The sequence below is a fragment of the Hymenobacter polaris genome (assembly GCF_012927305.1).
GTDB lineage: Bacteria > Bacteroidota > Bacteroidia > Cytophagales > Hymenobacteraceae > Hymenobacter > Hymenobacter polaris.
Genome location: NZ_JABBGH010000003.1, coordinates 850,156 through 872,085, shown reverse-complemented (window position 1 = coordinate 872,085; position 21,930 = coordinate 850,156). Strand labels below are relative to the sequence as shown.

Genomic DNA, 21,930 nt, shown 5'->3' with positions numbered 1-21,930 from the left:
CATCGTCCGGGTGACGTTCGGTAGAGATGCTTCGCGGGGCTCAGCATGACGTTCGGTTTTGCTGCCCATTCCTAACTTACTCCTACGCTCGGCCCAACTGACGCAGAAAGGCTACGTGCGACACCACGGCCTGCCACATGCGCGGGTATTCCTGGTAGGGCACGCCAAACTCGGCGCAGGTTTCGCGAATTATTTTGCTTAGCTTAGGGTAGTGCACGTGCGATACCTTGGGGAAGAGGTGGTGCTCAATTTGAAAATTGAGACCACCCACCAGCCAGCTAATCAGGCGGTTGTGGGTGGCGAAGTTGGCCGTGGTGCGCAGCTGGTGCACGGCCCACTCATCTTCCAGTTTGCGCGTGACTTCGTGCGGCACCGGAAAGGCCGTCTGCTCGACGGTGTGGGCCAGTTGGAACACGATGCTCAGGGTGAAGCCTGCCACCGACATGGCCACCATGAAGCCCAGCGCCCAGCCTGCAAAGCCCACCATATATACCGGCAGGGCGATAAAAATGCCCAGGCTCAGCACCTTGAAGCCCCAGAAAACCAGGTGGTCGGGGCGGCTCATAGGCTTGAGGGGCACCGAACCAATGCGCCGGGTGAAGTACTTCTGGTAGTCCATCACAAACACCCAGGAGAAGTACAGCAGGCAATACAAAACCCAAAAGTAGAGGTGCTGGAAGCGGTGGGCGCGGTGTCGCTTCTGGTCGGCGGTCATGCGCATCCAGGGCTGAATGTCGAGGTCGTCGTCTACGCCGTCGATGTTGGTGTACATGTGGTGCACGGTGTTGTGCTTGGCGTCCCACATGTAGCTGCTGCCGCCCATCACGTTGAGCGTAAAGGCCGCCATTTTATTGAGCCACGGCCAGCGGCTGAAGCTGCCGTGCGCCCCGTCGTGCATCACGTTGAAGCCCACCAGGGCCATCGACACCCCTAGGGCCACGCAGGCCAGCAAGGCCCAGCCCAGCGCGGGGGTAAAGAATACCAGGAATACGTAGAGCGCCACCAGGCTGCCCACCAGCAGCGCCGCCTTGCCGAGCAGGGCCGCATTGCCGGTTTGGGCCTTGCCCGCAGTTTGGAAGTAATCGGCGGTGCGGCGCTTCAACTCGACGTGGAACGAGCGCGGGGGCGCAAAGCGGGGTAGGGCCATAAAGGGAAAGCCAACTGGTAAACCCCGGCAGCCCTGGCCGCTGGGGCGGTGCCGTCCTCACCCTCCGGCAAACCACAGCGAGCTTCTGCACCTTGCACAAGCCTAGGCGCCCGCGCCACCGGTAGCGGCTGCGCGGACTGCCGCCTCTAACGGGAGAAGCAGGGAAAAAGTGCAGTACTGCGCAGTTGTATTTTCCCGCCAACAGCAGCCAGCTAGTCGGCGTTGTTCGCGCGGGCCCGTGCGCTCGGCTACTTTTTACGCAAGCCTTTACCTTGCGCAGCCTGAGCGCGGCACCACGCTCGTAACTTAGCTACCTTATGAACAAGCACTTACTCTTCTCAGGTGGCATACTACTGGCGGCCGGACTGGGCGCTGGCTGCTCCAAAGGACCCGACCTGCGCGCCGCCGCCTCCATCAAAAGCTTCGTTACCTACACCCTAGATGGCCGCACCATGAGCGGCACCGCCAAGGTTAGCCTCAAGCCCGCCAGCGGGACGGGCGGCGTGGATTCGCTTTTCCTAAATACCTACGCCCAGACCTCGATGGGCGCCGAAGAATACATTCACCTGGCTTTTTATAAGCTGGCCAGCCAGTCCGACATCCAGTACAAGCTCGCCACCATCTACATCAACCTGGCCAACTCCACTAGCTTTTACTTCGACTCGCCCCACGCCGCCACGCTCACGCAGACCTCGCCGGGCAAATGGGCCGGCACGTTTGCCGGCTCGCGGGTCGACAAGCTGGGGCGCGTGCTGGGCAGCGTAACCAACGGCGTATTCACGGAAATAGCGCAGTAGCGGCGGCTATTTCTGCCGCGGGCAGCCCCTAGGGGCCCAACAACGAGAAGCTATTTAATTTATCTTTCTTTTTGTCAGCTACTGACGGTGCGGGTGAGGCGGTAGGTTTCGCGCCCGATGAGCTAGGCGAACTTGTGCAGCACGTAGGTGGCGCTATCGGCCGGCGCGGGCAGCAGCGGCAGGGCCAGTAGAAGCAGGAAAAGGAGGCGCATGGGCGGGGTACCGAGGCTATTAGTCGGGCGTTACAAGATGCACACCCACAGCTACTTATTTCACCTAGTCAATCTTGCAGATAATTGCTGATGTAAACTCGCTGCCTCCCTGACTATGGATTGCATCGTTTCTCCTTTTTTCAACTGCGGGGCTGGACGGCTAGGGTCTGTCTCTACTATATCGTCGTGAAATGATTTCACGCGACTCATTAGTTCAGCTTGCTGTGGTGTAAGCGTGATACCAACTGCCATCAGTAATTCGACTACATCGTTGGATTGCATCAGTATGTCTCCGCACTGGCAAGGCCTTGCTAATCTTCTCTAACGCCCGATGCGTGAAAACCAAAGCGGGTCGTGGATTGACTACTTTCAGTGCTTCCATAGTGTCCCAATCTCGCGCTGCTGTGTCGAGCCAATACTGAATGTGTTCGGTAGCAGTCATATAACCAATATACTCAGGAAGCGGCGGAAACACAAGAAGCCTGTCATTCAGTTATATCCTTTCTTGTAATATTGGCAACCGGAAGCAATCTATCTTACCAGGTTCCACTGAAAAGCATCTTTATTTCAAGTAAAAATGAGCGAATTATCTAAAAAATGGAAAGCGAGACTTTTGTCCTCAAGTATACCTCTTGAATATGAAGTCGCTAAAATATTAGCAAAATATCGTATTCATACCTCGTATGACTATAGTTATAGCAGACTGGACGGCGCTGCAAACAAGGAGTTTTCAGTAGACATTCACGGATTAGGGTTCTCACCATTCAGTAATTCAAACAAAATAACAAGTAGATTGGCAATTATTGGAGAATGTAAATTCCGAGATGAGGGTAAGGTATGGGCTTTCTTGCCCGAAGTTAATCCACTTGACTTTTCAACCTTTACCCTGGGAGGAACTTGCAAAGTAGTCAGTGCATTCTCAACTAAAGCCATTAATGAAGAACCAATATATAATTTTGAAAATGAATTTAACTACTCTTTAAAAGGCACAGAGATAAATCTCGCAAATGGAGAAGTATTTGATAAAGACATCAAACACGGTATTTCACAACTTAAATATGCCTTACCATATTTATTAAAAGAAAGCATAGAATTCAATACTCTAAATCACATTGGGGATGCTTTGCCATTTTTTATTATTCCGGTTCTAATTACAAACGCAGAGCTTTATTTATTCAATAAAGACATTTCTATTGAAAGCATCAAGCAAACAGAATCAATTGAGGAAATAGCCAGCAAGATACCTTGGCTTATATTTGGCAGTAGTTTAGGTCATGATTTTGCAGACCATCACAAGATGATATTCAAGAGGTTCAAAAAACTTAAGAAAGATATTAATATTGAATCTTTCGAATCTAAGCAAATTAAGTTTAAAAATAGGAAATATAATACCTATCATTCACCAATAAAGGAGATAGATAATTTACAAGAATCATCTGTTTATATTTTAAATAAATATTATTCTCAATTTTTTATTTGCTCTATTGAAAACTTCGATGAATTCATAAAAAATATACAAGCGGTGATTATTAGTTCTTTAAAACGCAGAGGATAGCCAGCTTTTATGCTTACAAATGCAAAAGCGCCTGAAGCTACCGTAGCTTCAGGCGCTTTTGCGTGGCTGGGTACCCCTAGGGCCTAGATGTGGATGGCCCGGTTCTCGGTGGCAGTTGGCTCCCATTCGCCTATTATGATGCCGGTGCGCTTGATTTCCTGTACAAACGGATTCCAGTCGGTGAACTGCTCGGGCGAGAAGGTATGCGGTTCAATAGCAATAAATAACTTCTGCGCCATAGCCGCTCCAATCAGACCCACGTCCTGGAAGCCGAACCCGGTAAACTCATCGGCCACTAGGGCCACGTCAATATCCGAAAACTCCCGCTGCTCATTGCGGGCATACGAGCCGAACAGAATTACTTTTCGCAACGAAATACGCTGGCTGCGAATGCTTTCGGCGAAGGCCTTGACCCGCTCTAGGGCAGTTGCTTGAGTATACATTGGCGAAGGTCGGTAACGTCTTGCAGGACAGACTGCGTGAAAGCAGCGGTTGCTAATTGGCGCAGGTTGGCCGTGTAGCTTTCATAACGTCCTTCCAACTGAAAAGTATTCAATTGCTGCACAAAGGTGGCTTGCGCTGGGGTCAACACCAGGTTGGTATCGGCCAGCAGTCGGGCTATGTTATGTGTGAAAGGTGGTGTATCACCCACGTTATCCTGCACCCACAGTGCCTTCGCCAACTTTTCAATGGTCAGGTGCGCCCAGAACAAACATGGCACATACGTACCCGCTGCGAACATACTGCCGACTTCCTGCCAGTTCTGATTGGCGGTAGTCATCCAGTAAGCAATATGGTCGGCTTTGGTCACGCTGCAAGGTAAAGCAAAAGCGCCTGAAGCTACGGTAGCTTCAGGCGCTTTTGCGTGGCTGGGTACCCCTAGGGCCTAGATGTGGATGGCCCGGTTTTCGGTGGCGGCGAGGCAGGCTTCCTTCATGGCTTCGGCGTAGGTGGGGTGGGCGTGGCTCATGCGGGCTACGTCCTCGGCCGAGGCGCGGAACTCCATGGCCGTCACGGCTTCGGCGATGAGGTCGGCGATGCGCGGGCCAATCATGTGCACGCCCAGGATTTCGTCGGTGGCTTTGTCGGCCAGCACCTTCACGAAGCCGTCGGTGTCCATGCTGGCGCGGGCGCGGCCGCTGGCTTTAAAGGGGAAGTTACCCACCTTGTAGGCGCGGCCGTCGGCCTTGAGCTGCTCCTCGGTGAAGCCCACGCCGGCCACCTCGGGCCAGGTGTACACCACACCGGGGATGAGCAGGTAGTTGACGTGGGGCTTCTGGCCGGCAATGGTTTCGGCCACGAACGTGCCTTCTTCCTCGGCTTTGTGAGCCAGCATGGCGCCGCGCACCACGTCGCCGATGGCGTAGATGCCGGGCACGTTGGTTTGTAGGTAGGCATCGACCTTGATGCGGCCGCGCTCCTCCATCTGCACGCCGGCGGCTTCGAGGTTGAGGCCCGCGGTGTAGGGCGCGCGGCCCACGGCCACCAGGCAGTAGTCGCCTTCCAGCTTCAACTCCTCGCCCTTGGGCGTGGTGGCCGTCACGGTCACGGTGTCGCCCTCGCGGGTGGCGCCGGTCACTTTGTGGCCCAGGTAAAACTGGATGCCAATTTTGCCCAGGATGCGCTTCAGCTCCTTCCCGAGGGCCAGGTCCATAGTGGGGATGATGCTGTCGGTGAACTCGACCACGCTCACCTTGGCGCCCAGGCGGGCGTACACCGACGCCATTTCGAGGCCAATTACGCCGCCGCCAATCACGATGAGGTGCTTGGGCACTTCGCGGATGTTGAGGGCCTCGGTGCTGGTGATGATGCGCTGCTTGTCCTGCTGAATGAACGGTAGCACCGTGGGCTTCGAGCCGGTGGCGATGATAACGTTCTTGGTTTCAATCTGCTGCGCCTCGCCGCCCTCAGTGGGCGCGATACTGAGGTGGTTCTTGTCCACGAACGAACCGACGCCCTTGAGCACGTCGATTTTGTTCTTTTTCATCAGGTAGGCGATGCCGTCCACGTTGGCTTTCACCACGCCGTTTTTGCGGTCAATCATCTGGTTCATGTTCACGGCCAGGTTTTCCAGCTCGATGCCATGCTCCTTGAAGGTGCTGTGGGCGTTGTGGTAGTGCTCGGTGCTGTCGAGCAGCGCCTTACTGGGGATGCAGCCCACGTTGAGGCAGGTGCCCCCTAGGGTCGGGTACTTCTCGATGAGCGCCGTTTTCAGGCCCAATTGCGCGCAGCGGATGGCCGCCACATACCCGCCCGGCCCCGAGCCGATAACGGTAACGTCGTACTGATTCATAAACGCAGGAAACGAGTGAGGCCGGCCCCTGGGGGCCGGCCTCACAAAGATACCAAGCAGCGGCAGGCGAACCCGTTGCTACTGCGCAGTCGTGGGGCCCTGCGCCTTGGCCAGGGCGGTGCCGGCGGCCAGCACCAGGGCGTCTTCGCCCGCGCCCACCAGGCCCGAGTCGAGGTTGAACTGCTGGCTGGCTTGGGTGCGCAGCCACCAGGTGGCGTAGGTGGCGGCCACCGTGCCTAGGCCGCCTACCAGGGCGCCCACCAGCGCATTGCCGCCCTTGGCCTTGTAGAGCGTGGCGCCCACCAGCGCGCCCGACGCGGTGCGGGTAGCCAGCTGCTGGGGCACGGTGCGGTCGGGGGCGCTGGGCATTTTATCGCCCACTATTTCGCCAGCCACCAGCAGTTCCAGGGCAATAGTTACGCCGGGCCGGGCGAAGAAGCGCAGCGGCGACTTGGCCAGCGCCGGGCTCAGGGCCTGGTGCGAGAGGTACTGGCTGAGGAAGGCCGGGGCGCTGGTAGCGCGCGAGCCCGCCAGCGCGGCAAAGCCCAGCGTGGGCCAAAACTTGGCGGGGCGAGGGGTTTTCTTTTTCATGGAGGAAAGCGAGGTTCAGGGTAGGCCTTGCTATACGGGCAACTTGGCTTACCGACTAGGGCAAGCTGGCAGTTTTGCGCCTCACTCTATGAAAGCTATTTGATACAAGGCCGTCCTGCTGAGCGCAGCCGAAGCATCTCTACCAAACATCATCCTAGGCGGCGTGGTAGAGATGCTTCGGCTGCGCTCAGCATGACGGTCGTATGTCATATCCTCTACTCTTTGGTGAACTTAAACGACTGCGCGAAGCCCTCGCCCGCCAACCGCACCAGGTAAAGGCCGCTGGCCAGGCCGCTGGCATCCAAGGTATTTTCGGGACCGGTGCGGCCGTAGGCGCGGCTTAGTACGGTGCGGCCGGTGGCATCACTCAGGGTCAGGGTATGGGCCCCTAGGCCCGCGGGCACGGCGTAGGTGAGGTGGTCGAGCACGGGGTTGGGGTAGTAGGCGCCGGCCGGGTCAGCGCTGGCGCTGCTGGTGGCTAGCACATTAGCGGTGCGGGCGGTGCCCACTACGGTGTAGCTGAAGGCCTCCCAGCCCGAGATGGTCATGCGATTGCACGTAATGGCCTGCTGGCCGTTCTCGCTGCTCACGTAGCGGCCGTTGTAGCCCCCTAGGCTGATGGTGCCGTCGGCGTTCACAATCCAGTCGAAGGCTTCCCACCAGCCGGGGCTGGTGCGGTTGGCGTTCATCGCCTGGGTGCCGTTCTCGCTCGAAACGTACTGATTTTGGCTGCGCAAGTACACCTTGCCGTTGCCCGCATCCACCACCGCAAACTGCTCCCAGGTGCCGGCCGTGGCGCGGGTGCAGGTCATGGCCTGCGCGCCGTTCTCGCCCGATACATACTTGCCGTTGATAACCGCCTTGAGGGTGATAACCTGGCCGATGGGCGCGCGGGTGTTGCGCACCGCGCCGCCAGGGTTGGGCGCCACCGCGTTCAGGGTGCTGGTGTTCACCACGCAGTTGGCAAACTTGATATTCTGCAGCGCGGCCGGGATGTTGCCCGCGCCATCCACCACGTAGGGCGAGTTAATGTGAAAAAGCGCCGCGTTCGAGTTGTTTTCGAAGCGCTTATACGTCCAGTGGCAGTAGCCGATGCCTACTTGGTTGAGGCCCTTGGCCGCGTCGCTCATCCACTGCGCGGAGTTTTCGCCGGTTTCGCCCACCCAGATGGGCACGTTGTTGTCCGAGCGAAACCGCGTGAGGTTGCCAATCAGGCGCAGGCTGTTGGGCTGGTTGCCATCCACCGAGTTGGGGTTGTTATCAATCTCGTAGCCGCTGCCGCTGTAGCGGTGCGAGTTGTACACCAGGTTGGCCGTGTTCGAGAAGGTGCGCTTCTCCATGTAGTTGTAGTCGTTGCCAAAGCCGTTGCCCTCCAGCAAGATGAGGTGGTTGTCGCCGTTGCCCCGAATAGTGTTGATAAAGCGCTGCAGCACGTCGTGCAGGCGCTGATTGCCGTTCTGGCTGCTGGTGTTGGGGATGTTGTTGGGCTCGTTGAGCACGTCGTACATGGCTACGCGCGGGTCGCCCTTGTAGCGGGTCGAGAGCGCCTGCCACAGGCGGTTGGCCACGTCCTGGTTTATCTGGTTGTTCCAGAAGTCGTTGCCGCCACTCACCAGCGCGTCCGAGATGTTGGTGTCGGAGCCCTGGGCGCCGGGGGCGGCGTGCAGGTCCAGTACCACGTACATGCCGTTGCCGCCGCACCAGCTCAGCACTTCGTCAATCAGCCGGAAGCCCTCTAGGGTGCTGGGGTCGGTAAAGAGCTGGTTGTTGCCGTACCAGCCGCGCAAGGCGTTGAGGTAGTCGCCGTAGCTGGTGCTGCCCTTGCTCACGCCGGTGCGCACGCCGCGCTGGCTGGCCGTCAGAAACAGCTCGTAGTGCAGCGGCAGGCGCACGCAGTTAAAGCCCTTGTCCTTCAGGTAGTCGATGTCGGCCTTGGTGAAGAAATTGTCGCGCCACTGCTGGTAGAAACTCTCCACCTGCCCGTCGTTCTGGCCCTGGTTGTAGAGGCCCTTCTTAATGGAACCCTGCGTACCGCTAAAGCCGGGCTTCATCATGTAGCCCTCCTGCACCTGCCAGCCACCGAGGTTCACCCCCCGCAAAATCACTTCCTGATTGCTGGCATTCACCATTTTGGGGCCACTGGCTTGCAAAAAGCTCTGGCCTAGGGTCGAGTGCCAGCTCAGGCCAGCCAGTAAGAAAAGGAGGTAGGTGCGCACACGCTGCGCCACCAAGCGCGAAGCCGCGCCACCAATAAAATTGGGCATAATGGGTGGGGAAAAGGAGGTGGAAAAGAAACCAGCTACCCGCAAACGTTTGCGGGTAGCTATATCAATATTACGCCACCCAAGCGCTTCACCCTTAGTACACCCCCAAAAATATTTTCACGCTCGGTGGCCCAGCCCTTTTCCGCTGTTGCTGGCCCTAGGGCCTAACCGGGCCGGCGACCCTTTATCGCCTTGGCAGCCAGGCGCATGCCACCCCGGCCTACGGTGGTGAGGGTAGCGCCAGGGTCGAGGTAGAAGTAGGCGCCGTCCTCCACCACCAGCTGGCCGGCCAGGGTGAGGCGCGTGTTGGCTTCTACCACCAGGGACCCGCCCTTCTTCACCACCAGGCGCGCCGTGGGCCCCACGTACAGCTCGGGCCTAGGGCGATAGGTTTGGTGCAGGGTCAGCGAGTTGGCGGCGCCGATAACCAGGCTAGCCGAGTCGCGGGCGCGCGCTGGGGCCCGGCCCAGGTCGAGCCCATTGATGAGGTCATACGAGCAGTTGGCGGCCAGCAGCTGCAAGCTGCCGGGCGCCCGGATGATAGTAGGCGTGGCCGGCGCGCCGTTGCCCAGCACCGTGGCGGTGTGGTGCCCGCTGCTGCGGTGCGGCCCGTCTCTGAACACGTTGGCGCCCATAAAGACGGCGCCCTGCAGGTTGTTGCTCGAGCCTTGCGTGGGCTGGGCGTAGTCGTAGAGAAAAGTGCAGCGGCGCAGGTGGAAGAAGCTGGCCGAATCGGGCACGTCGCCGGCCAGGGGTTTGCTCACGATGGCCCACATCAGGTAGTTATGCGTGCCCACGAAGCGGCAGTCGGTGAAGCTCATGTAGCGCGCCGCCCCATCGGAATGCAACAGGAACTGCCCGTAGGCCGTTTGGCCGTGGTAGGGCCGGTCTTCGAAAGTGCAGCGCACGAAGCGCGTGGCCTCGGCGGCATTGGCGGCCCGGCAGCCGTGCACGAAGGCGCCGTAGATGCGGCAATCGGTAAATAAAAAGCCCGGCTGCGTCACCCAGGCCGACCAGTTGGTAAGGCCCCAGATGAGGCTGTTACGCACCTCAATGTGCTGGGTGGTATGAGCGTCGCCCGGCCGGTCCGACACAATACCCTGGCCGGCGTTGTCCACGAAGCGGCAATTGTCGAAGCGCAGGTTGGTGGCGAAGCCGCCTTCGGGCTCTATATCGACGCCCGCACCGGGGTTGGAAAACAGCGCCTTGCCCAGGGCCGGAATGATGACCCGGCCGGTGTGGCTGAAGTCGCAGTTAGTAGCCCGCAGTCCATTGGCTCCGGTAATGGACAAGCCCTGGCGACCGTTGTAGCGGCAAGTCAAGTTTTCGAGCACGATGTCGTCGCGTTGCGGGTCGTTCAGGCTCTTGGCCAAGTGGTTGAGCACCTGAATACCATCGCGCCCCAGGTGGTGCAGCGCCAGCCCGCGCAGGGTAATGCGGCGCGAGTCGCCCACAAAAATTCCGTCGTAGTTGAGTTGAATTCCAACGTCGCCCCAGTGCCCACCCACCACGGCCTGGGCGCTATTGCCATTGATGGCGAGCCCGGCCACGGTTACGTTTTCGCATTTTTGCAGCGTGATGCATACACCCACCGTCGCCGCGTAGGCGCGGTCGGTAAAAAATGCCGTCGGCGCCTCGAACGGCTGGTGCGTGGCCGGGTTGAAGGAGCCGTAGCGCACGCCCGCCACGTAGCGAATTTCGGTGCTGGCGCTATCGGCGCCCTGCACGGTTAGGTTACGGCAGCCCACTAGCTTCAGCACGTCATCACCCTCGGGGTTTACCGCCGGCTGCCCCACCAGGTACACCCCCCTAGGGATAACTAGCACCGCTGGGCCTGCGCCGGCCGGCGTTTGGGCGCGCTGGTTGAAGAAAGCCGCCGCTTTTTGAAAGGCGGCCTGGTCGTTGGTTTTGCCATCACCCACGGCGCCAAAGTCCTTGCGCAGGTCTTTGCGCAGCGCTTGGGCGGCGGCCAGCTGGCCCAGCAGCAGCCAGCCCAGCAGCAGCGCCCACTTGCTCTTACTTCTCATAGGCTTATTCAAAGTTGTTTTTGCGCTTGCCAGCGCCTGAGGACCCTAGGGCCCCAAACGACGCAAACAGGCCCGAAAGTACCTCTCCGGGCGTGGCGGCGCCCAACCCGGCTGCCACGCTGCTTTACGCAGGCTGGCTACTGCTTTCGCTTCGTGCACCCGGCTGCCGGTTCTGCGCCGGCCAGGCGCCCACACCTGCCCTCGCCGCTCGCCAGCCAGCCGCCGGGGCCGGGGCTTTGGCGGCGGGTTGGCGGCCGGCCACCCACTAGGGCGTAACTTTGGCCCCCGTCATGTCCGAACGCCCCTCCTCCCCTAGCGCGTCGGCTGCGAAGTATATCTTCGTTACCGGCGGCGTCACCTCCTCACTCGGCAAAGGAATTATTTCCGCCTCGCTGGCCAAGCTTTTGCAGGCCAGGGGGTTCCGAGTAACTATCCAAAAATTCGACCCCTACATCAACATCGACCCCGGCACGCTCAACCCCTACGAGCACGGCGAGTGCTACGTGACAGACGACGGGGCCGAAACCGACCTCGACCTGGGCCACTACGAGCGCTTCCTGAACGCGCCCACCTCGCAGGCCAACAACGTGACCACCGGCCGCATCTACGACACCGTAATTCGGCGCGAGCGCGAAGGCGCTTTCCTCGGCAAGACCGTGCAGGTGGTGCCCCACATCACCGACGAGATTAAGCGCCGGATGCTGCTGCTGGGCCAGAACGGCGAGTTCGACGTGGTGATTACCGAAATTGGCGGCTGCATCGGCGACATCGAGAGCCTGCCCTTTGTGGAGGCCGTGCGCCAGCTGCGCTGGGAACTGCCGCCTCACGACTCGCTTGTCATTCACCTCACGCTGCTGCCCTACCTGGCGGCGGCCGGCGAGCTGAAAACCAAGCCTACCCAACACTCGGTGCGCGACCTGCGCGAGGCCGGCCTGCAGCCCGACATCCTGGTGTGCCGCTCCGAGCATCCCATTCCGGCCGATATGCGCAAAAAAATCGCGCTCTTCTGCAACGTGAAGGTGAACGCGGTCATCGAGAGCCTCGACGCCGACAGCATCTACTCGGTGCCGCTGCTGATGCTGAAGGAGGAGCTGGACGCGCGCGTTATCAGCAAGCTGCGCCTGCAGGGCGGCCACACCCCCGATTTGGAGGAGTGGAAAGAGTTTCTGGGCCGCCTCAAGAACCCGACCGAGGACGTGACCATCGCGCTGGTGGGCAAGTACGTAGAGCTACCCGATGCCTACAAGTCTATCATTGAGGCGTTTATTCACGCCGGGGCGACCAACGAGTGCAAGGTAAAGGTGCGCACCATCCAGAGCGAGTTTCTGACGCCCGAAAACGCGGCCCAGCAGCTGCAGGGCGTGGATGGGGTGCTGGTGGCCCCCGGCTTCGGCGAGCGCGGCTTCGAGGGCAAGGTAGAGGCCGTGCGCTACGTACGCGAGGCGGGCATCCCATTTTTTGGCATCTGCCTGGGCATGCAGGTGGCCGTGGTGGAGTACGCCCGCCACGTGCTCGGGCTGCCCGAAGCCAGCTCTACGGAAATGAATCCGCTGACGCCCGACCCGGTTATTGCCCTGATGGCCGACCAGAAGGACATCACCCAGAAGGGCGGCACCATGCGCCTAGGAGCCTACGCCTGCGAGTTGAAGCGCGGCAGCCGCGCCGCCAAGGCCTACGGGCGTAACCTCATCAGCGAGCGCCACCGCCACCGCTACGAGTTTAATAATGAGTACCTGGCGCGGTTTGAGGAAGCCGGGATGTCGGCCTCCGGCATCAACCCCGCCACGGGCCTGGTAGAAGTGATTGAGCTACCCAAGACGGTGCACCCCTGGTTTGTAGCTGGGCAGTTTCACCCCGAGCTGAAGAGCACCGTGGAGAACCCGCACCCGCTGTTCGTGCGCTTTGTGAAGGCGGCCATTCAGCGCAAGAAAGGGCTGTGATTTTTTGCGCTGTTGGTTATTAGCTTAAAGTAAGCTTCTCATCAGGACGTCATGCCCATCTGGCGTCCGCACAGTCGAAGCATCTCTCCCGTGCCCCTAGGGTAGCGTTCGGGAGAGATGCTCCGGCTGTGCGGACGCCAGATGGGCATGACGTCCTTTTTTTGCGGCGGCCTGTAATCAATACAACCCAAAAGCTCATAACGAACGGCTAAAGGCCAACAGGCCCCCGCTAACAGCTTCCTACTAACAGCTAAAAGAAACCGTACCTTTGCGGTTCGAAAAATTTTCCTTAGACTAAATGGACCGCAACCAAGCAACTGGCCTGTTCCTGATATCGGCCCTGCTGCTGATTTACCTGTTTTTCTTCTCGCCCAAAGCCGAGCCGGAAAAGGGAAAAACGCCCGCCGCTACCACGGCCGCCCAAACGGCGCCGGCCGCCGCCCCGGCGGCCCTGCCCACCGCGCCCCAGCTCGACTCGGCCGCGGGGCCGGTGCAGCGCATCACGCTCAAAAACCCCGAACTGACCATCGACTTCTCGACCCAAGGCGGGCGCGTGGCCTCAGTGCTGCTCAGCCAGTACAAAACGTTTTTTGGCAAGCCGCTTTTCTTGCTCGATGAGCAAAGCGCCCGCTACGACACCAAGTTTCGCACCCTAAATGGGCAGACGGTGGACTTCGCGGCTCTCAACTTCCAGACGGCCGGGCCGCAGCCCACAGCCGACGGCGGCCAGCAGTTGGCCTTTACGGCTCCGGTGGGCGGCGGCACCATCACGCAAACCTACGTGCTGCCCAAAACCGGCTACGAGGTGAAATACAACCTGAAGCTGGCCGGCGTGCAGGTGGCCCAGGAGCCGCTGCAATGGTCGTTCCGCGACAACGTGCGCCAGACCGAGCAGGACATCAAGCAAAACCGCAACCACACCACCATCAACCACTACTCGGCCGGCGGCACCCAGAACAACCTGGCCGAAACCAGCGAGAAGCCCGAGGAAAGCAAGGTGGCCGAGCCCCTAACCTGGGTGGCCGACAAGCACGACTTCTTCGTGGCCGGCATCGTGGCCGACTCGCAGCCCTTCACTAGCGGCCAGTTCAACGCCGATGTGAACCTGACCGACAGCACCTTCATCAAGGGCCTGAGCACCCAGCTGGGCCTGCCGGTGGCCGACGTGACGAGCGCCGCCGGGGGCAACTACCGCTACTTCTTCGGGCCCAACCAGTTTAACCTGCTCAAAAGCGTAGCGCCCGACTTCGACCGCAACGTGTACTTGGGCTGGGGCTTGTTCCGGTGGGTCAACCGATTCGTTATCATTCCGGTGTTCAACTTTTTGCAGCAGTACATCAGCAACTACGGCGTGATTATCCTGCTGCTGGTGGTGCTTATCAAGCTGGTTACCTGGCCGCTCACCTATAAGAGCTATGAGAGCCAGGCCCGCATGAAGGTGCTCAAGCCCGAGATTGACGCCATCAAGGCGAAGCACGGCGACGACCAGATGAAGACCCAGCAGGAGACCATGAAGCTCTACCAGGAGTTTGGGGTGTCGCAGCTCAGCGGGTGCGTGCCGCAACTGCTCACGCTGCCGATTCTGTTCGCTATGTTCCAGTTCTTCCCCAACGCGATTGAGCTGCGCCAAGAGCCGTTTCTGTGGGCTACCGACCTGAGCACCTACGACAACGTCATTAAGCTGCCCTTTACGCTGCCCTTCCTGGGGGCGCACATCAGCATTTTCACGGTGCTAATGACGATTTCGACGCTCTTCATGACCTACCAGAGCAACCAGATGAACCCGGCCGCCATGCAAGGCCCGATGAAGTTCTACAGCTACCTCATGCCGCTGATTTTCTTCTTCGTGCTCAACAGCTTCGCCGCCGGCCTTACCTGGTACTACTTGGTTTCCAACGTAGTGACCCTAGGGCAGCAAGCGCTAACTCGCTCGTTTGTGGACGACACCAAGATTCGGGCCCAGCTCGATGCCAATAAGGTGAAGAACAAAGGCAAGAAGCCTAGCGGCTTTCAGGCCCGCCTGGCCGAGGCCATGAAGTCGGCGCAGGAGCGTGAGGCCCAGGCCCGCAAGAGCCCCGGCAAGGCCTAAGGTCCCTAGGGCCCTGGCAGACATTAAAAGCACGTCATGCTGAGCTTGCCGAAGCATCTCTACTGCACGATACGGCGTGGTAGAGATGCTTCGGCAAGCTCAGCATGACGTGCTTTTTTTTGCCCATCTTTACTGCCTTCCCACGTTGCCGCCTTCCCCATGAGAAACGTTCTTCGCTCGGCCCTGCTGCTGGTTGCGGCTACAGGCGCCGCTTTCCTTACCGCCAGTAATCCACCAGCGGCCCCTAGGCCCGGCATGGCCGTTATTGCCTACTACGCCGGCGACCCTACCACCTTTAAGCAATACCAGACCCAGGGGCTGACGCACATCATCTATAGCTTTCTGCACCTCAGGGGCAACGCGTTCACCTTCGACAAGCCCCAGTCGGAGGCCACGGTAGCGGCCCTGGTGGCCCTTAAGGCGCAGAATCCCAAGCTAAAGGTGATGCTGTCGCTGGGCGGCTGGGGCGGCTGCGAAACCTGCTCGCAGGTGTTTTCGACCGCGCCGGGCCGCGCCGAGTTCGTGGCGTCGGTGAAGCAGGTGCTGGCCGCCTCCCACACCGACGGCATCGACCTGGACTGGGAGTACCCGGCCATTCCGGGCCCGCCCGGCCACCGCTACACGCCCGAGGACCGCCACAATTTCACCCTGCTCATCCAGAGGCTGCGCGCTGCCCTAGGGCCCAAATACGAGATAAGCTTCGCCGCCGGCGGCTACCGCGAGTACCTGCAAAACTCGGTGGATTGGGCGGCCGTAATGCCGCTGGTCGACCGCGTGAATTTGATGAGCTACGACCTGGTGAACGGCTACAGCACCGTCACCGGCCACCACACGCCGCTCTACTCCACCCCGCGCCAGCGCGCTTCGGTGGATGATGGCGTGCACTACCTCGACTCGGTGGGCGTGGCGCCGGGCAAGATTGTGATTGGCGCGGCCTTTTACGCGCGCATTTTTGGCGGCGTGCCGGCCACCAACCAGGGCCTGTACCAGCCCGGCAAGTTTAAGAAAGCTTTCGACTACAAGTACTTCGCCGATAGCCTGTCGCCGGCGCGGGGCTTCACCACCTACTGGGACAACGTGGCGCAGGCGCCCTACGCCTACAACCCGCGCCGCCAGGAGCTCGCCACCTTCGACGACAAAAAATCCATCCAGCTGAAAACCAAATACGCGCGCGACAAGCACCTGGGCGGCATCATGTTCTGGGAGCTGACCGGCGACACGCCCCGCCAGGGCTTGCTGGAAGCGCTGTACGGGGCCGCGCGGTAAGGCCCCTAGCACGGGCCCTAGGGCCATTTGTGGCCGGCTAGGCGCGGAGGGGCCGCGGCCGGCCGCATGAGAAGGCGCTGGACATGGCACGGTTTTTTTAAGTGGCCAGCCTATTCCGTCTACTTTTTGCTTACGCTTATGCGCGCTGCCCTCTATTTGCTGACCCTTACGGCCACCCTGTCTTCCTGCGCCCAGCACGCGGCCACTACCGGCGCGGCGACTTCGGCGACCCCGGCCACGCCGGTTTTTCAGAAGCCGCGCACGGTGTCAACCATCCCCATCAATACCGCGCCCGGCGACACGGTGCTGGTGTTTCAGCGCACGCCTTGCTACGGCACCTGCCCCGCTTACACGGCCACCATTTTCCGCAACGGCCAGGTGAGTTACTTCGGCGACCGCTTCGTGCCCGTGACGGGCCAGCGCACGCTCAGCCTGCCGCCCGCTACTGTTACGGCCATGCTCGACGAGGCCCGGCGCATCAATTTCAACAGCCTGGCGCCCAGCTATACTAGCAACGTGTCGGATTTGCCAAGTACTATCATCACGGTGTACCTGCCGGGCCAGCAGCGCCACCGCGTGCTGGCCGAGGCCAATATTCCGGCGCCGCTGCAAGGCTACATCGCCTACCTCAAGGGCCGGCTCGACCCGCTGGCCGGGCTGAATATGGACAAATAGTGCCCCTAGGGCTTGAAGGCGCGCCGAAAGGCCCCCAGGGCGGCCGGGTGGTAAATGGTAGCGTGCGTTTCCTGCGGCAGCAACTCATAATAGCCACTAAAGCCACGGGCGGCGGCGCGGTTAAGGTCGCGAGCCAGCAGGCGCGTGGCGGCCGTATCGCCCTGGCTGCTGGCAGCTAGGTACACGTGCCGGGGCGGGCCGCTGTATGCCCGGAGCTGAGCCAGCGCATCCTGCGCCAGCTGGCCGCCATTCCACCACATGCTTGGGTCGAAAGCCAGGTAAGTATCGAACAGCGCGGGCTCCAGCAGCAGCGTTTCCACCACGAACAGGCCCGCCAGCGACTCGCCCACGATGGCCGTTTCGGGGGTGGTGCGGTAGCGGCGGCGCACCTCGGGCATCAACTCCTGGCGTAGAAACTGCCGGAACGTGGCCGAGCCACCCACGCGGGGGGCAATTTTGCGGTCCTCGGCGCGGGTGGTGGGCCCGGTCAGGTCGCGCCGCCGCGCGGTATTCTCGATGCCCACCACGATAAAGGGCCGCATCGAGCCGTTGCCCACCAGCACCTGCACCAGGCCCGCGATATGCAGAAAATCTTCCCCTAGGCCCCCGTCGGGCATGTAAAGCACCGGCAGCCGCTGGGTGGCCGAGGCGGCGTAGCCCGCCGGCAAGTACACGTTGAGCCGCCGGGTTTCGCCCAGCACCTTCGACTGGATGGTAAACGACTGGCCGATGCAGAGCGGCTCGGCTGGCACGGGCGGGCCTTGGGCCGTTGCGCGCTGCCCTAGGGCCAGTAGCAGCAGCGTTAATAAAAGGCTCGGGTTTGCCATAGCTACTCTTTTGACGGCTACTGCTTGCGCACGCGCTCCAGCAGCAGCTGGTTCATGGGGTTGGTGCCGAGGCCCCGCACGTTGTTTTGGGTGAGGCGCACGATTTCGTCGTAGTACAACGCGATAACCGGCACGTCGCGCACCACCAGCCGGTCCATCTGCTGGTAGAGGGCCGTGCGCCGAGGGCCCTGCTGCTCGCGAATGGCCTGCTGGTACAGCTGGTCATATTCCGCTGATTTGTAGTGCGTTTTGTCGGGGCCGGCGGGGCTGAAGTTGGGCGAGTAAAACAGGGCTAGGTAGTTTTCGGCGTCGGGGTAGTCGCCCAGCCAGCTCTTGCTGAAGAACGCCGTGCGCCCGTTGTCCACCAGCTCCTGCTGGGCGGCCGACTGGTTGATGTCAATTTGCACCTGGATGCCCACGTCGGCCCAGTTTTTTTGCAGGTACTCGGCCACGGCTTTGCGCTCGGCCACGGTGCTCAGGCGCAACTGCAAGGGCCGCCGGGGGCCGTAGCCCGCCGCGGCCAGCAGCGCCCGCGCCCGCTGCGGCTGGTAGGTGTAGCCGGGCACCTGGGTTGCCGAAAACGAGGGCAGCGCCGCCGGCACGAAGCCCGATTTGCCGGGCCGTCCCACGTGGCTAAGCACGTAGGCCACCAGTTCGGGCTTGTTGAGGGCGTAGTTGAGGGCCTGGCGCACCCGCGCATCGCGCAGGGCGCGGCCCTGGGTGGCCTGCGCGCCCGTCAGGTTGGTGCTATCCAGCTGAAACCCCAGGTACTCAGTGTTGAGATACGGTGCCTTTTGCACCTGAAAGCGCCCTTTGAAATCGGCCCGCACCGAACCGTCAGGGTTGAGGATAAGGTCGCGCGAGCCTTCGCGGATACCACTCAGAAAATCCAGCTTGCCTTGCAGAAACGTAAGAAACTCGGTCTTGCGGTCGGCGATGAAGCTGATGGCCACGGCGTCGAGGTAGGGCAGCAGCTGGTCCTTAGAGTCGCGGCGCCAGTAGTAGTTGTTACGCTTGTACAGCAGCACGTTGCCCTCGTCCCAGAGCTTGAACTGGAATGGCCCGGTGCCCACCGGATGCTCCCGAAAGTCCTTGCCGTACTTCTCCACCGCCTCGTGTGGCACCACGTAGGCGTAGGGCATCGTCAGGATGCCCAGAAACGGGATGAACGGCGCCTTGAGGTGAATGCGCAGCGTCGAGTCGTTCACCGCCACGAAGCAGGTGTCGCTGGGGTTACCCTGCTTGTCTTCCAGCACCTTGCCTCGAAATATCCAGCCGCCCGGCGAGGCCGTTTTGGCATCGAGTAGGCGCTTGAAGCTGTACACGAAATCGGCGGCGGTGACGTCGCGGGTGAAAGGTTGTCCGATGCGTATAGCTTCTCGGACTTTGTAATCCACTGGTTTTCCGTGAAACCTGGCTTCATCTTCTGCGTCTGTGCTATCCTCTCGCGCCAATTGCTTTTCCGACTTTTTAAAGACGATAGTATCTCGGTGAAATAACACCCTCTTGCGCAACCAAAACGTGTACGTTAGCCCATCGGGTGAAATCTGGTAGCGGCGGGCCAGGGCCGGCGCGGGTTGCAGCGTGGAGTCCAGCTCCAGCAGGCCGTTGTAGAGCTGCGCCACGGCCCAGCTATTGGCTTGGTTGCGGGCAAAGGCGGGGTCGAGCGAGGTGAGCGCCTCGGGCTGGTTGTAGCGAAATACGCGGCGCTCGTCGGCCGCCGAGAGGCCACCGCCCTGGCAGCCGGCCAGCAGCCCGGCCCCCCCTAGGGCCCCCAGCAGCGCGGCAAGCAGGCGAAAGCGCAATCCGTGTAGAAACATCCGTTTGGGGTAGTGGTTGCAAAAGTAACGGCTGCGCGCACCCCTGGGCCGGCGGCGCTCGTTCTACATTTTCTCATTTCCACATTCGCCCATTCTTCCCCATGCAGCTTACCTATTTCGGCCACTCCTGCTTTCTAGCCACCATCGACGGCGTGCGCGTGCTGTTCGACCCATTCATCAGCGGCAATCCGCTGGCCAAAGACGTTAATGTCAATGCCATTGAGGCTGATTTTATCCTGCTCTCGCACGGCCACGGCGACCACGTGGGCGACTTTGAAAGCATTGCCACCCGCACCGGCGCCAAATTCCTGGCTATTGCCGAAATCGCGGGCTACTACGGCGCCAAGGGCTTTGACGGCATCGGGGCCAACCTCGGTGGCAAGGTCGAGCTGCCCTTCGGCACGGTGCACTGCGTAGCCGCCGCCCACAGCTCGTCGCTGCCCGACGGCACCTACGGCGGCGTGGCCATGGGCTTCGTCATCAAAACCAAAGAAGGCAAAACCTTCTACTTCGCCGGCGACACCGCCCTCACCTACGACCTCAAGCTCATCAAGGAGCGCCACCAGCTCGACTTCGCCCTGCTGCCCATCGGCGACCACTACACCATGGGCATCAGCGATGCCCTGGTGGCCGCCGACTGGGTAGGCGCCACCGAACTCATTGGCATGCACTACGATACCTTCCCGCCGCTGGTCATCGACCACGCCGCTGCCCAGGCCGAAGCCCAGGCCGCCGGCAAAAACCTGCGCCTGCTGCGCATTGGCGAAACGGTGGAACTGTAAGGCCCTAGGGTAGTCAACGCCCAAAAGCACGTCATGCTGCGCTTGCCGAAGTATCTCTACTGCGTCCCTAGGGTTAGTAAACCCAACTGCGCGGGAGAGATGCTTCGGCAAGCGCAGCATGACGTGCTTTCATATAACGCCCAAGGTCGCGCTTTCTAGCGGGCCCTTATTAACCGGCTTGGCGAATCCATTTTTTTTAGCCTTATTTTGTAAGTTAAAGTATGCCGGGGGCCACCGGCGCTACGTTTAAGCACCGGCACGTATTCCTGTCTTATCGATTTGTTGTTATGGGTAAAATCATCGCGGTTGCCAACCAGAAGGGCGGCGTCGGCAAAACCACCTCGGCCATTAACCTGGCTGCCTCGCTGGCGGCCCTCGACTACCGCACGCTGCTCGTGGACGCCGACCCCCAGGCCAACGCCACCTCGGGCGTGGGCTTCGACCCCAAGGACATCGAGAACAGCGTGTACGAGTGCATGGTCGATGGCATTGACCCCCACGACATTATCGTACCCACCAACATCCTGCCCCACCTCGACCTGATGCCCTCCCACATCGACCTAGTGGGCGCCGAGGTGGAGATGATAAACCTGCCCAACCGCGAGGAAAAGATGAAGGCCGCCCTGCGCCCGCTGGCCGCCGAGTACGACTTCATCATCATCGACTGCTCGCCCTCCCTAGGCCTCATCACGGTCAACGCCCTAACGGCGGCCAACTCGGTCATCATCCCGGTGCAGTGCGAGTATTTCGCCCTGGAGGGCCTAGGCAAGCTTCTCAATACCATCAAGATAATCCAAAGCCGCCTCAACACCGACCTCGACATCGAGGGCATCCTGCTCACGATGTACGACGTGCGCCTGCGCCTCTCGAACCAGGTGGTAGAGGAAGTGCAGATGCACTTTCAACAGCTCGTCTTCGACACCATCATCCCGCGCAACGTCAAGCTCTCGGAGTCGCCGAGCTTTGGCATCCCCGTCATCCTGCACGACGCCGAAAGCAAGGGCGCCGTCAGCTACCTCAACCTGGCCCGCGAAATCGTGGAGAAGAACAGCGTGGAGGCTAACCCCGAAACCGCTGAGGACGAGGTGGCCTAGGGCTATCTTGCAGTCATGAACGGCTGGAGAATCATACCAAATCCACCTTTTGCCGATGGTTTGTTCTCCGAGCAGCAGACTGCCGCTTGGGAATTGCTGAAGCTCCACTTGCCGGCAGGAAATGTCCTCACCGGCAAGGTATATATCCAAGCCGAGTTTGGCGTCTTTTACGACGCTGGGCTCGGCTTTCCGGTTCTTATTAACGTAACTGAGTTTGGTAATCCTGAAGGCGGCATGCTGTTTCCGGACGACTATCCGGCGCTGGGCAGCACTATAAGCGGAAAAGTATGGGGATTCGACGAAACTAACCGGCAGATACGAGTTGGTCGCTTGCCTGATTTTCGAGTAACGTACAGACTCTATACAGCGGAGGAAGGGGGCCGAAAAACACCGGCTTATTAAGGTATCCGCTGGGATTTTCGTTACGATGACCCTGCTATTTCCACTAGCACCTGGATGATTCGCCCAGTCTTTTTAGGCCTTGATGGGTTGCCGCTACCTCTTGTGCCGCTACCGCACGTTGGGCAGGCCGATATATATACACTGAGCGG

18 protein-coding genes are annotated in these 21,930 nt (G+C 60.3%); 9 read left to right on the top strand and 9 right to left on the bottom strand.

All coding sequences use genetic code 11. The annotated features are described in order from the left end of the window. Nucleotides 1-82 precede the first annotated feature (82 nt). Entirely contained in the window at nt 83-1,147 is a 1,065-nt protein-coding gene (locus tag HHL22_RS20220; RefSeq protein WP_169533192.1) for a fatty acid desaturase family protein, read from the bottom strand. Nucleotides 1,148-1,464: 317 nt separating this feature from the next. Here HHL22_RS20220 and HHL22_RS20215 point away from each other — a divergent pair, with 317 nt between their 5' ends. After that, entirely contained in the window at nt 1,465-1,944 is a 480-nt protein-coding gene (locus HHL22_RS20215) for a hypothetical protein (protein WP_169533191.1), read from the top strand. Nucleotides 1,945-2,733: 789 nt separating this feature from the next. Continuing rightward, on the top strand, nt 2,734-3,711 hold the full coding sequence (locus HHL22_RS20210) for a hypothetical protein (protein ID WP_169533190.1): 978 nt from the start codon (nt 2,734-2,736) through the stop codon (nt 3,709-3,711). 83 nt (nt 3,712-3,794) lie between these two features. Here the strand turns inward: HHL22_RS20210 and HHL22_RS20205 are convergent, their stop codons facing one another. The 6 genes from HHL22_RS20205 to HHL22_RS20180 all read right to left on the bottom strand — a co-directional run bounded on the left by HHL22_RS20205 (nt 3,795) and on the right by HHL22_RS20180 (nt 10,886). Continuing rightward, the gene (locus tag HHL22_RS20205; RefSeq protein WP_169533189.1) at nt 3,795-4,154 is read right to left on the bottom strand and encodes a nucleotidyltransferase domain-containing protein; all 360 of its coding nucleotides are present in this window, start codon (nt 4,152-4,154) and stop codon (nt 3,795-3,797) included. Further along, nucleotides 4,130-4,522 carry a HEPN domain-containing protein gene (locus tag HHL22_RS20200; RefSeq protein WP_169533188.1) on the bottom strand — a complete coding sequence of 131 codons (393 nt, stop codon included), beginning with the start codon at nt 4,520-4,522 and terminating at the stop codon, nt 4,130-4,132. Before HHL22_RS20200 ends, HHL22_RS20205 begins: the two co-directional genes overlap by 25 nt. Before the next feature lie 75 nt (nt 4,523-4,597). Then, nucleotides 4,598-6,004, bottom strand: a complete 1,407-nt coding sequence (gene lpdA / locus HHL22_RS20195) for a dihydrolipoyl dehydrogenase (RefSeq protein ID WP_169533187.1) — start codon at nt 6,002-6,004, stop codon at nt 4,598-4,600. A gap of 78 nt (nt 6,005-6,082) precedes the next feature. After that, the gene (locus HHL22_RS20190; protein ID WP_169533186.1) at nt 6,083-6,595 is read right to left on the bottom strand and encodes a DUF4126 domain-containing protein; all 513 of its coding nucleotides are present in this window, start codon (nt 6,593-6,595) and stop codon (nt 6,083-6,085) included. A 215-nt stretch (nt 6,596-6,810) separates the two neighbouring features. After that, complete coding sequence (locus HHL22_RS20185; protein ID WP_169533185.1) at nt 6,811-8,859, bottom strand: cellulase family glycosylhydrolase; 2,049 nt, start codon at nt 8,857-8,859, stop codon at nt 6,811-6,813. 164 nt (nt 8,860-9,023) lie between these two features. Further along, complete coding sequence (locus HHL22_RS20180) at nt 9,024-10,886, bottom strand: right-handed parallel beta-helix repeat-containing protein (protein ID WP_169533184.1); 1,863 nt, start codon at nt 10,884-10,886, stop codon at nt 9,024-9,026. 290 nt (nt 10,887-11,176) lie between these two features. Here HHL22_RS20180 and HHL22_RS20175 point away from each other — a divergent pair, with 290 nt between their 5' ends. The 4 genes from HHL22_RS20175 (at nt 11,177) to HHL22_RS20160 (ending at nt 16,856) form a co-directional block, all read left to right on the top strand. Further along, entirely contained in the window at nt 11,177-12,826 is a 1,650-nt protein-coding gene (locus HHL22_RS20175; RefSeq protein WP_169533183.1) for a CTP synthase, read from the top strand. Nucleotides 12,827-13,124: 298 nt separating this feature from the next. Continuing rightward, nucleotides 13,125-14,915 (top strand): membrane protein insertase YidC, encoded by a 1,791-nt coding sequence (gene yidC / locus HHL22_RS20170; RefSeq protein ID WP_169533182.1) that lies wholly within the window; start codon nt 13,125-13,127, stop codon nt 14,913-14,915. 159 nt (nt 14,916-15,074) lie between these two features. Further along, entirely contained in the window at nt 15,075-16,181 is a 1,107-nt protein-coding gene (locus HHL22_RS20165; RefSeq protein WP_169533181.1) for a glycoside hydrolase family 18 protein, read from the top strand. Nucleotides 16,182-16,319: 138 nt separating this feature from the next. Beyond that, nucleotides 16,320-16,856, top strand: coding sequence for a DUF6438 domain-containing protein (locus HHL22_RS20160; RefSeq protein WP_169533180.1), 537 nt, complete (start codon nt 16,320-16,322; stop codon nt 16,854-16,856). A gap of 5 nt (nt 16,857-16,861) precedes the next feature. On the opposite strand, the gene HHL22_RS20155 is transcribed toward HHL22_RS20160, so the two are convergent. Continuing rightward, the gene (locus tag HHL22_RS20155) at nt 16,862-17,683 is read right to left on the bottom strand and encodes an alpha/beta hydrolase (protein ID WP_169533179.1); all 822 of its coding nucleotides are present in this window, start codon (nt 17,681-17,683) and stop codon (nt 16,862-16,864) included. A gap of 17 nt (nt 17,684-17,700) precedes the next feature. Beyond that, nucleotides 17,701-19,488 (bottom strand): ABC transporter substrate-binding protein, encoded by a 1,788-nt coding sequence (locus HHL22_RS23660; protein ID WP_195809338.1) that lies wholly within the window; start codon nt 19,486-19,488, stop codon nt 17,701-17,703. Nucleotides 19,489-19,604: 116 nt separating this feature from the next. Between HHL22_RS23660 and HHL22_RS20145 the strand changes: the two genes are divergently transcribed. The 3 genes from HHL22_RS20145 (at nt 19,605) to HHL22_RS20135 (ending at nt 21,781) form a co-directional block, all read left to right on the top strand. Continuing rightward, a complete protein-coding gene (locus HHL22_RS20145) occupies nt 19,605-20,285 on the top strand; it encodes a metal-dependent hydrolase (protein WP_169533178.1) in 681 nt (226 codons plus the stop codon). A 287-nt stretch (nt 20,286-20,572) separates the two neighbouring features. Further along, nucleotides 20,573-21,379, top strand: a complete 807-nt coding sequence (locus HHL22_RS20140) for a ParA family protein (protein WP_169533177.1) — start codon at nt 20,573-20,575, stop codon at nt 21,377-21,379. Between the two features lie 15 nt (nt 21,380-21,394). Beyond that, nucleotides 21,395-21,781 carry a hypothetical protein gene (locus HHL22_RS20135; RefSeq protein ID WP_169533176.1) on the top strand — a complete coding sequence of 129 codons (387 nt, stop codon included), beginning with the start codon at nt 21,395-21,397 and terminating at the stop codon, nt 21,779-21,781. Nucleotides 21,782-21,930 lie beyond the last annotated feature (149 nt).

Excerpts from the sequence above, each read along its gene's own strand:
- HHL22_RS20220 (WP_169533192.1), bottom strand. The coding sequence starts at position 1,147 with ATGGCCCTACCCCGCTTTGCGCCCCCGCGCTCGTTCCACGTCGAGTTG.
- HHL22_RS20215 (WP_169533191.1), top strand. The coding sequence starts at position 1,465 with ATGAACAAGCACTTACTCTTCTCAGGTGGCATACTACTGGCGGCCGGA.
- HHL22_RS20210 (WP_169533190.1), top strand. The coding sequence starts at position 2,734 with ATGAGCGAATTATCTAAAAAATGGAAAGCGAGACTTTTGTCCTCAAGT.
- HHL22_RS20205 (WP_169533189.1), bottom strand. The coding sequence starts at position 4,154 with ATGTATACTCAAGCAACTGCCCTAGAGCGGGTCAAGGCCTTCGCCGAA.
- lpdA (WP_169533187.1), bottom strand. The coding sequence starts at position 6,004 with ATGAATCAGTACGACGTTACCGTTATCGGCTCGGGGCCGGGCGGGTAT.
- HHL22_RS20190 (WP_169533186.1), bottom strand. The coding sequence starts at position 6,595 with ATGAAAAAGAAAACCCCTCGCCCCGCCAAGTTTTGGCCCACGCTGGGC.
- HHL22_RS20185 (WP_169533185.1), bottom strand. The coding sequence starts at position 8,859 with ATGCCCAATTTTATTGGTGGCGCGGCTTCGCGCTTGGTGGCGCAGCGT.
- HHL22_RS20180 (WP_169533184.1), bottom strand. The coding sequence starts at position 10,886 with ATGAGAAGTAAGAGCAAGTGGGCGCTGCTGCTGGGCTGGCTGCTGCTG.
- HHL22_RS20175 (WP_169533183.1), top strand. The coding sequence starts at position 11,177 with ATGTCCGAACGCCCCTCCTCCCCTAGCGCGTCGGCTGCGAAGTATATC.
- yidC (WP_169533182.1), top strand. The coding sequence starts at position 13,125 with ATGGACCGCAACCAAGCAACTGGCCTGTTCCTGATATCGGCCCTGCTG.
- HHL22_RS20165 (WP_169533181.1), top strand. The coding sequence starts at position 15,075 with ATGAGAAACGTTCTTCGCTCGGCCCTGCTGCTGGTTGCGGCTACAGGC.
- HHL22_RS20160 (WP_169533180.1), top strand. The coding sequence starts at position 16,320 with ATGCGCGCTGCCCTCTATTTGCTGACCCTTACGGCCACCCTGTCTTCC.
- HHL22_RS20155 (WP_169533179.1), bottom strand. The coding sequence starts at position 17,683 with ATGGCAAACCCGAGCCTTTTATTAACGCTGCTGCTACTGGCCCTAGGG.
- HHL22_RS20145 (WP_169533178.1), top strand. The coding sequence starts at position 19,605 with ATGCAGCTTACCTATTTCGGCCACTCCTGCTTTCTAGCCACCATCGAC.
- HHL22_RS20140 (WP_169533177.1), top strand. The coding sequence starts at position 20,573 with ATGGGTAAAATCATCGCGGTTGCCAACCAGAAGGGCGGCGTCGGCAAA.
- HHL22_RS20135 (WP_169533176.1), top strand. The coding sequence starts at position 21,395 with ATGAACGGCTGGAGAATCATACCAAATCCACCTTTTGCCGATGGTTTG.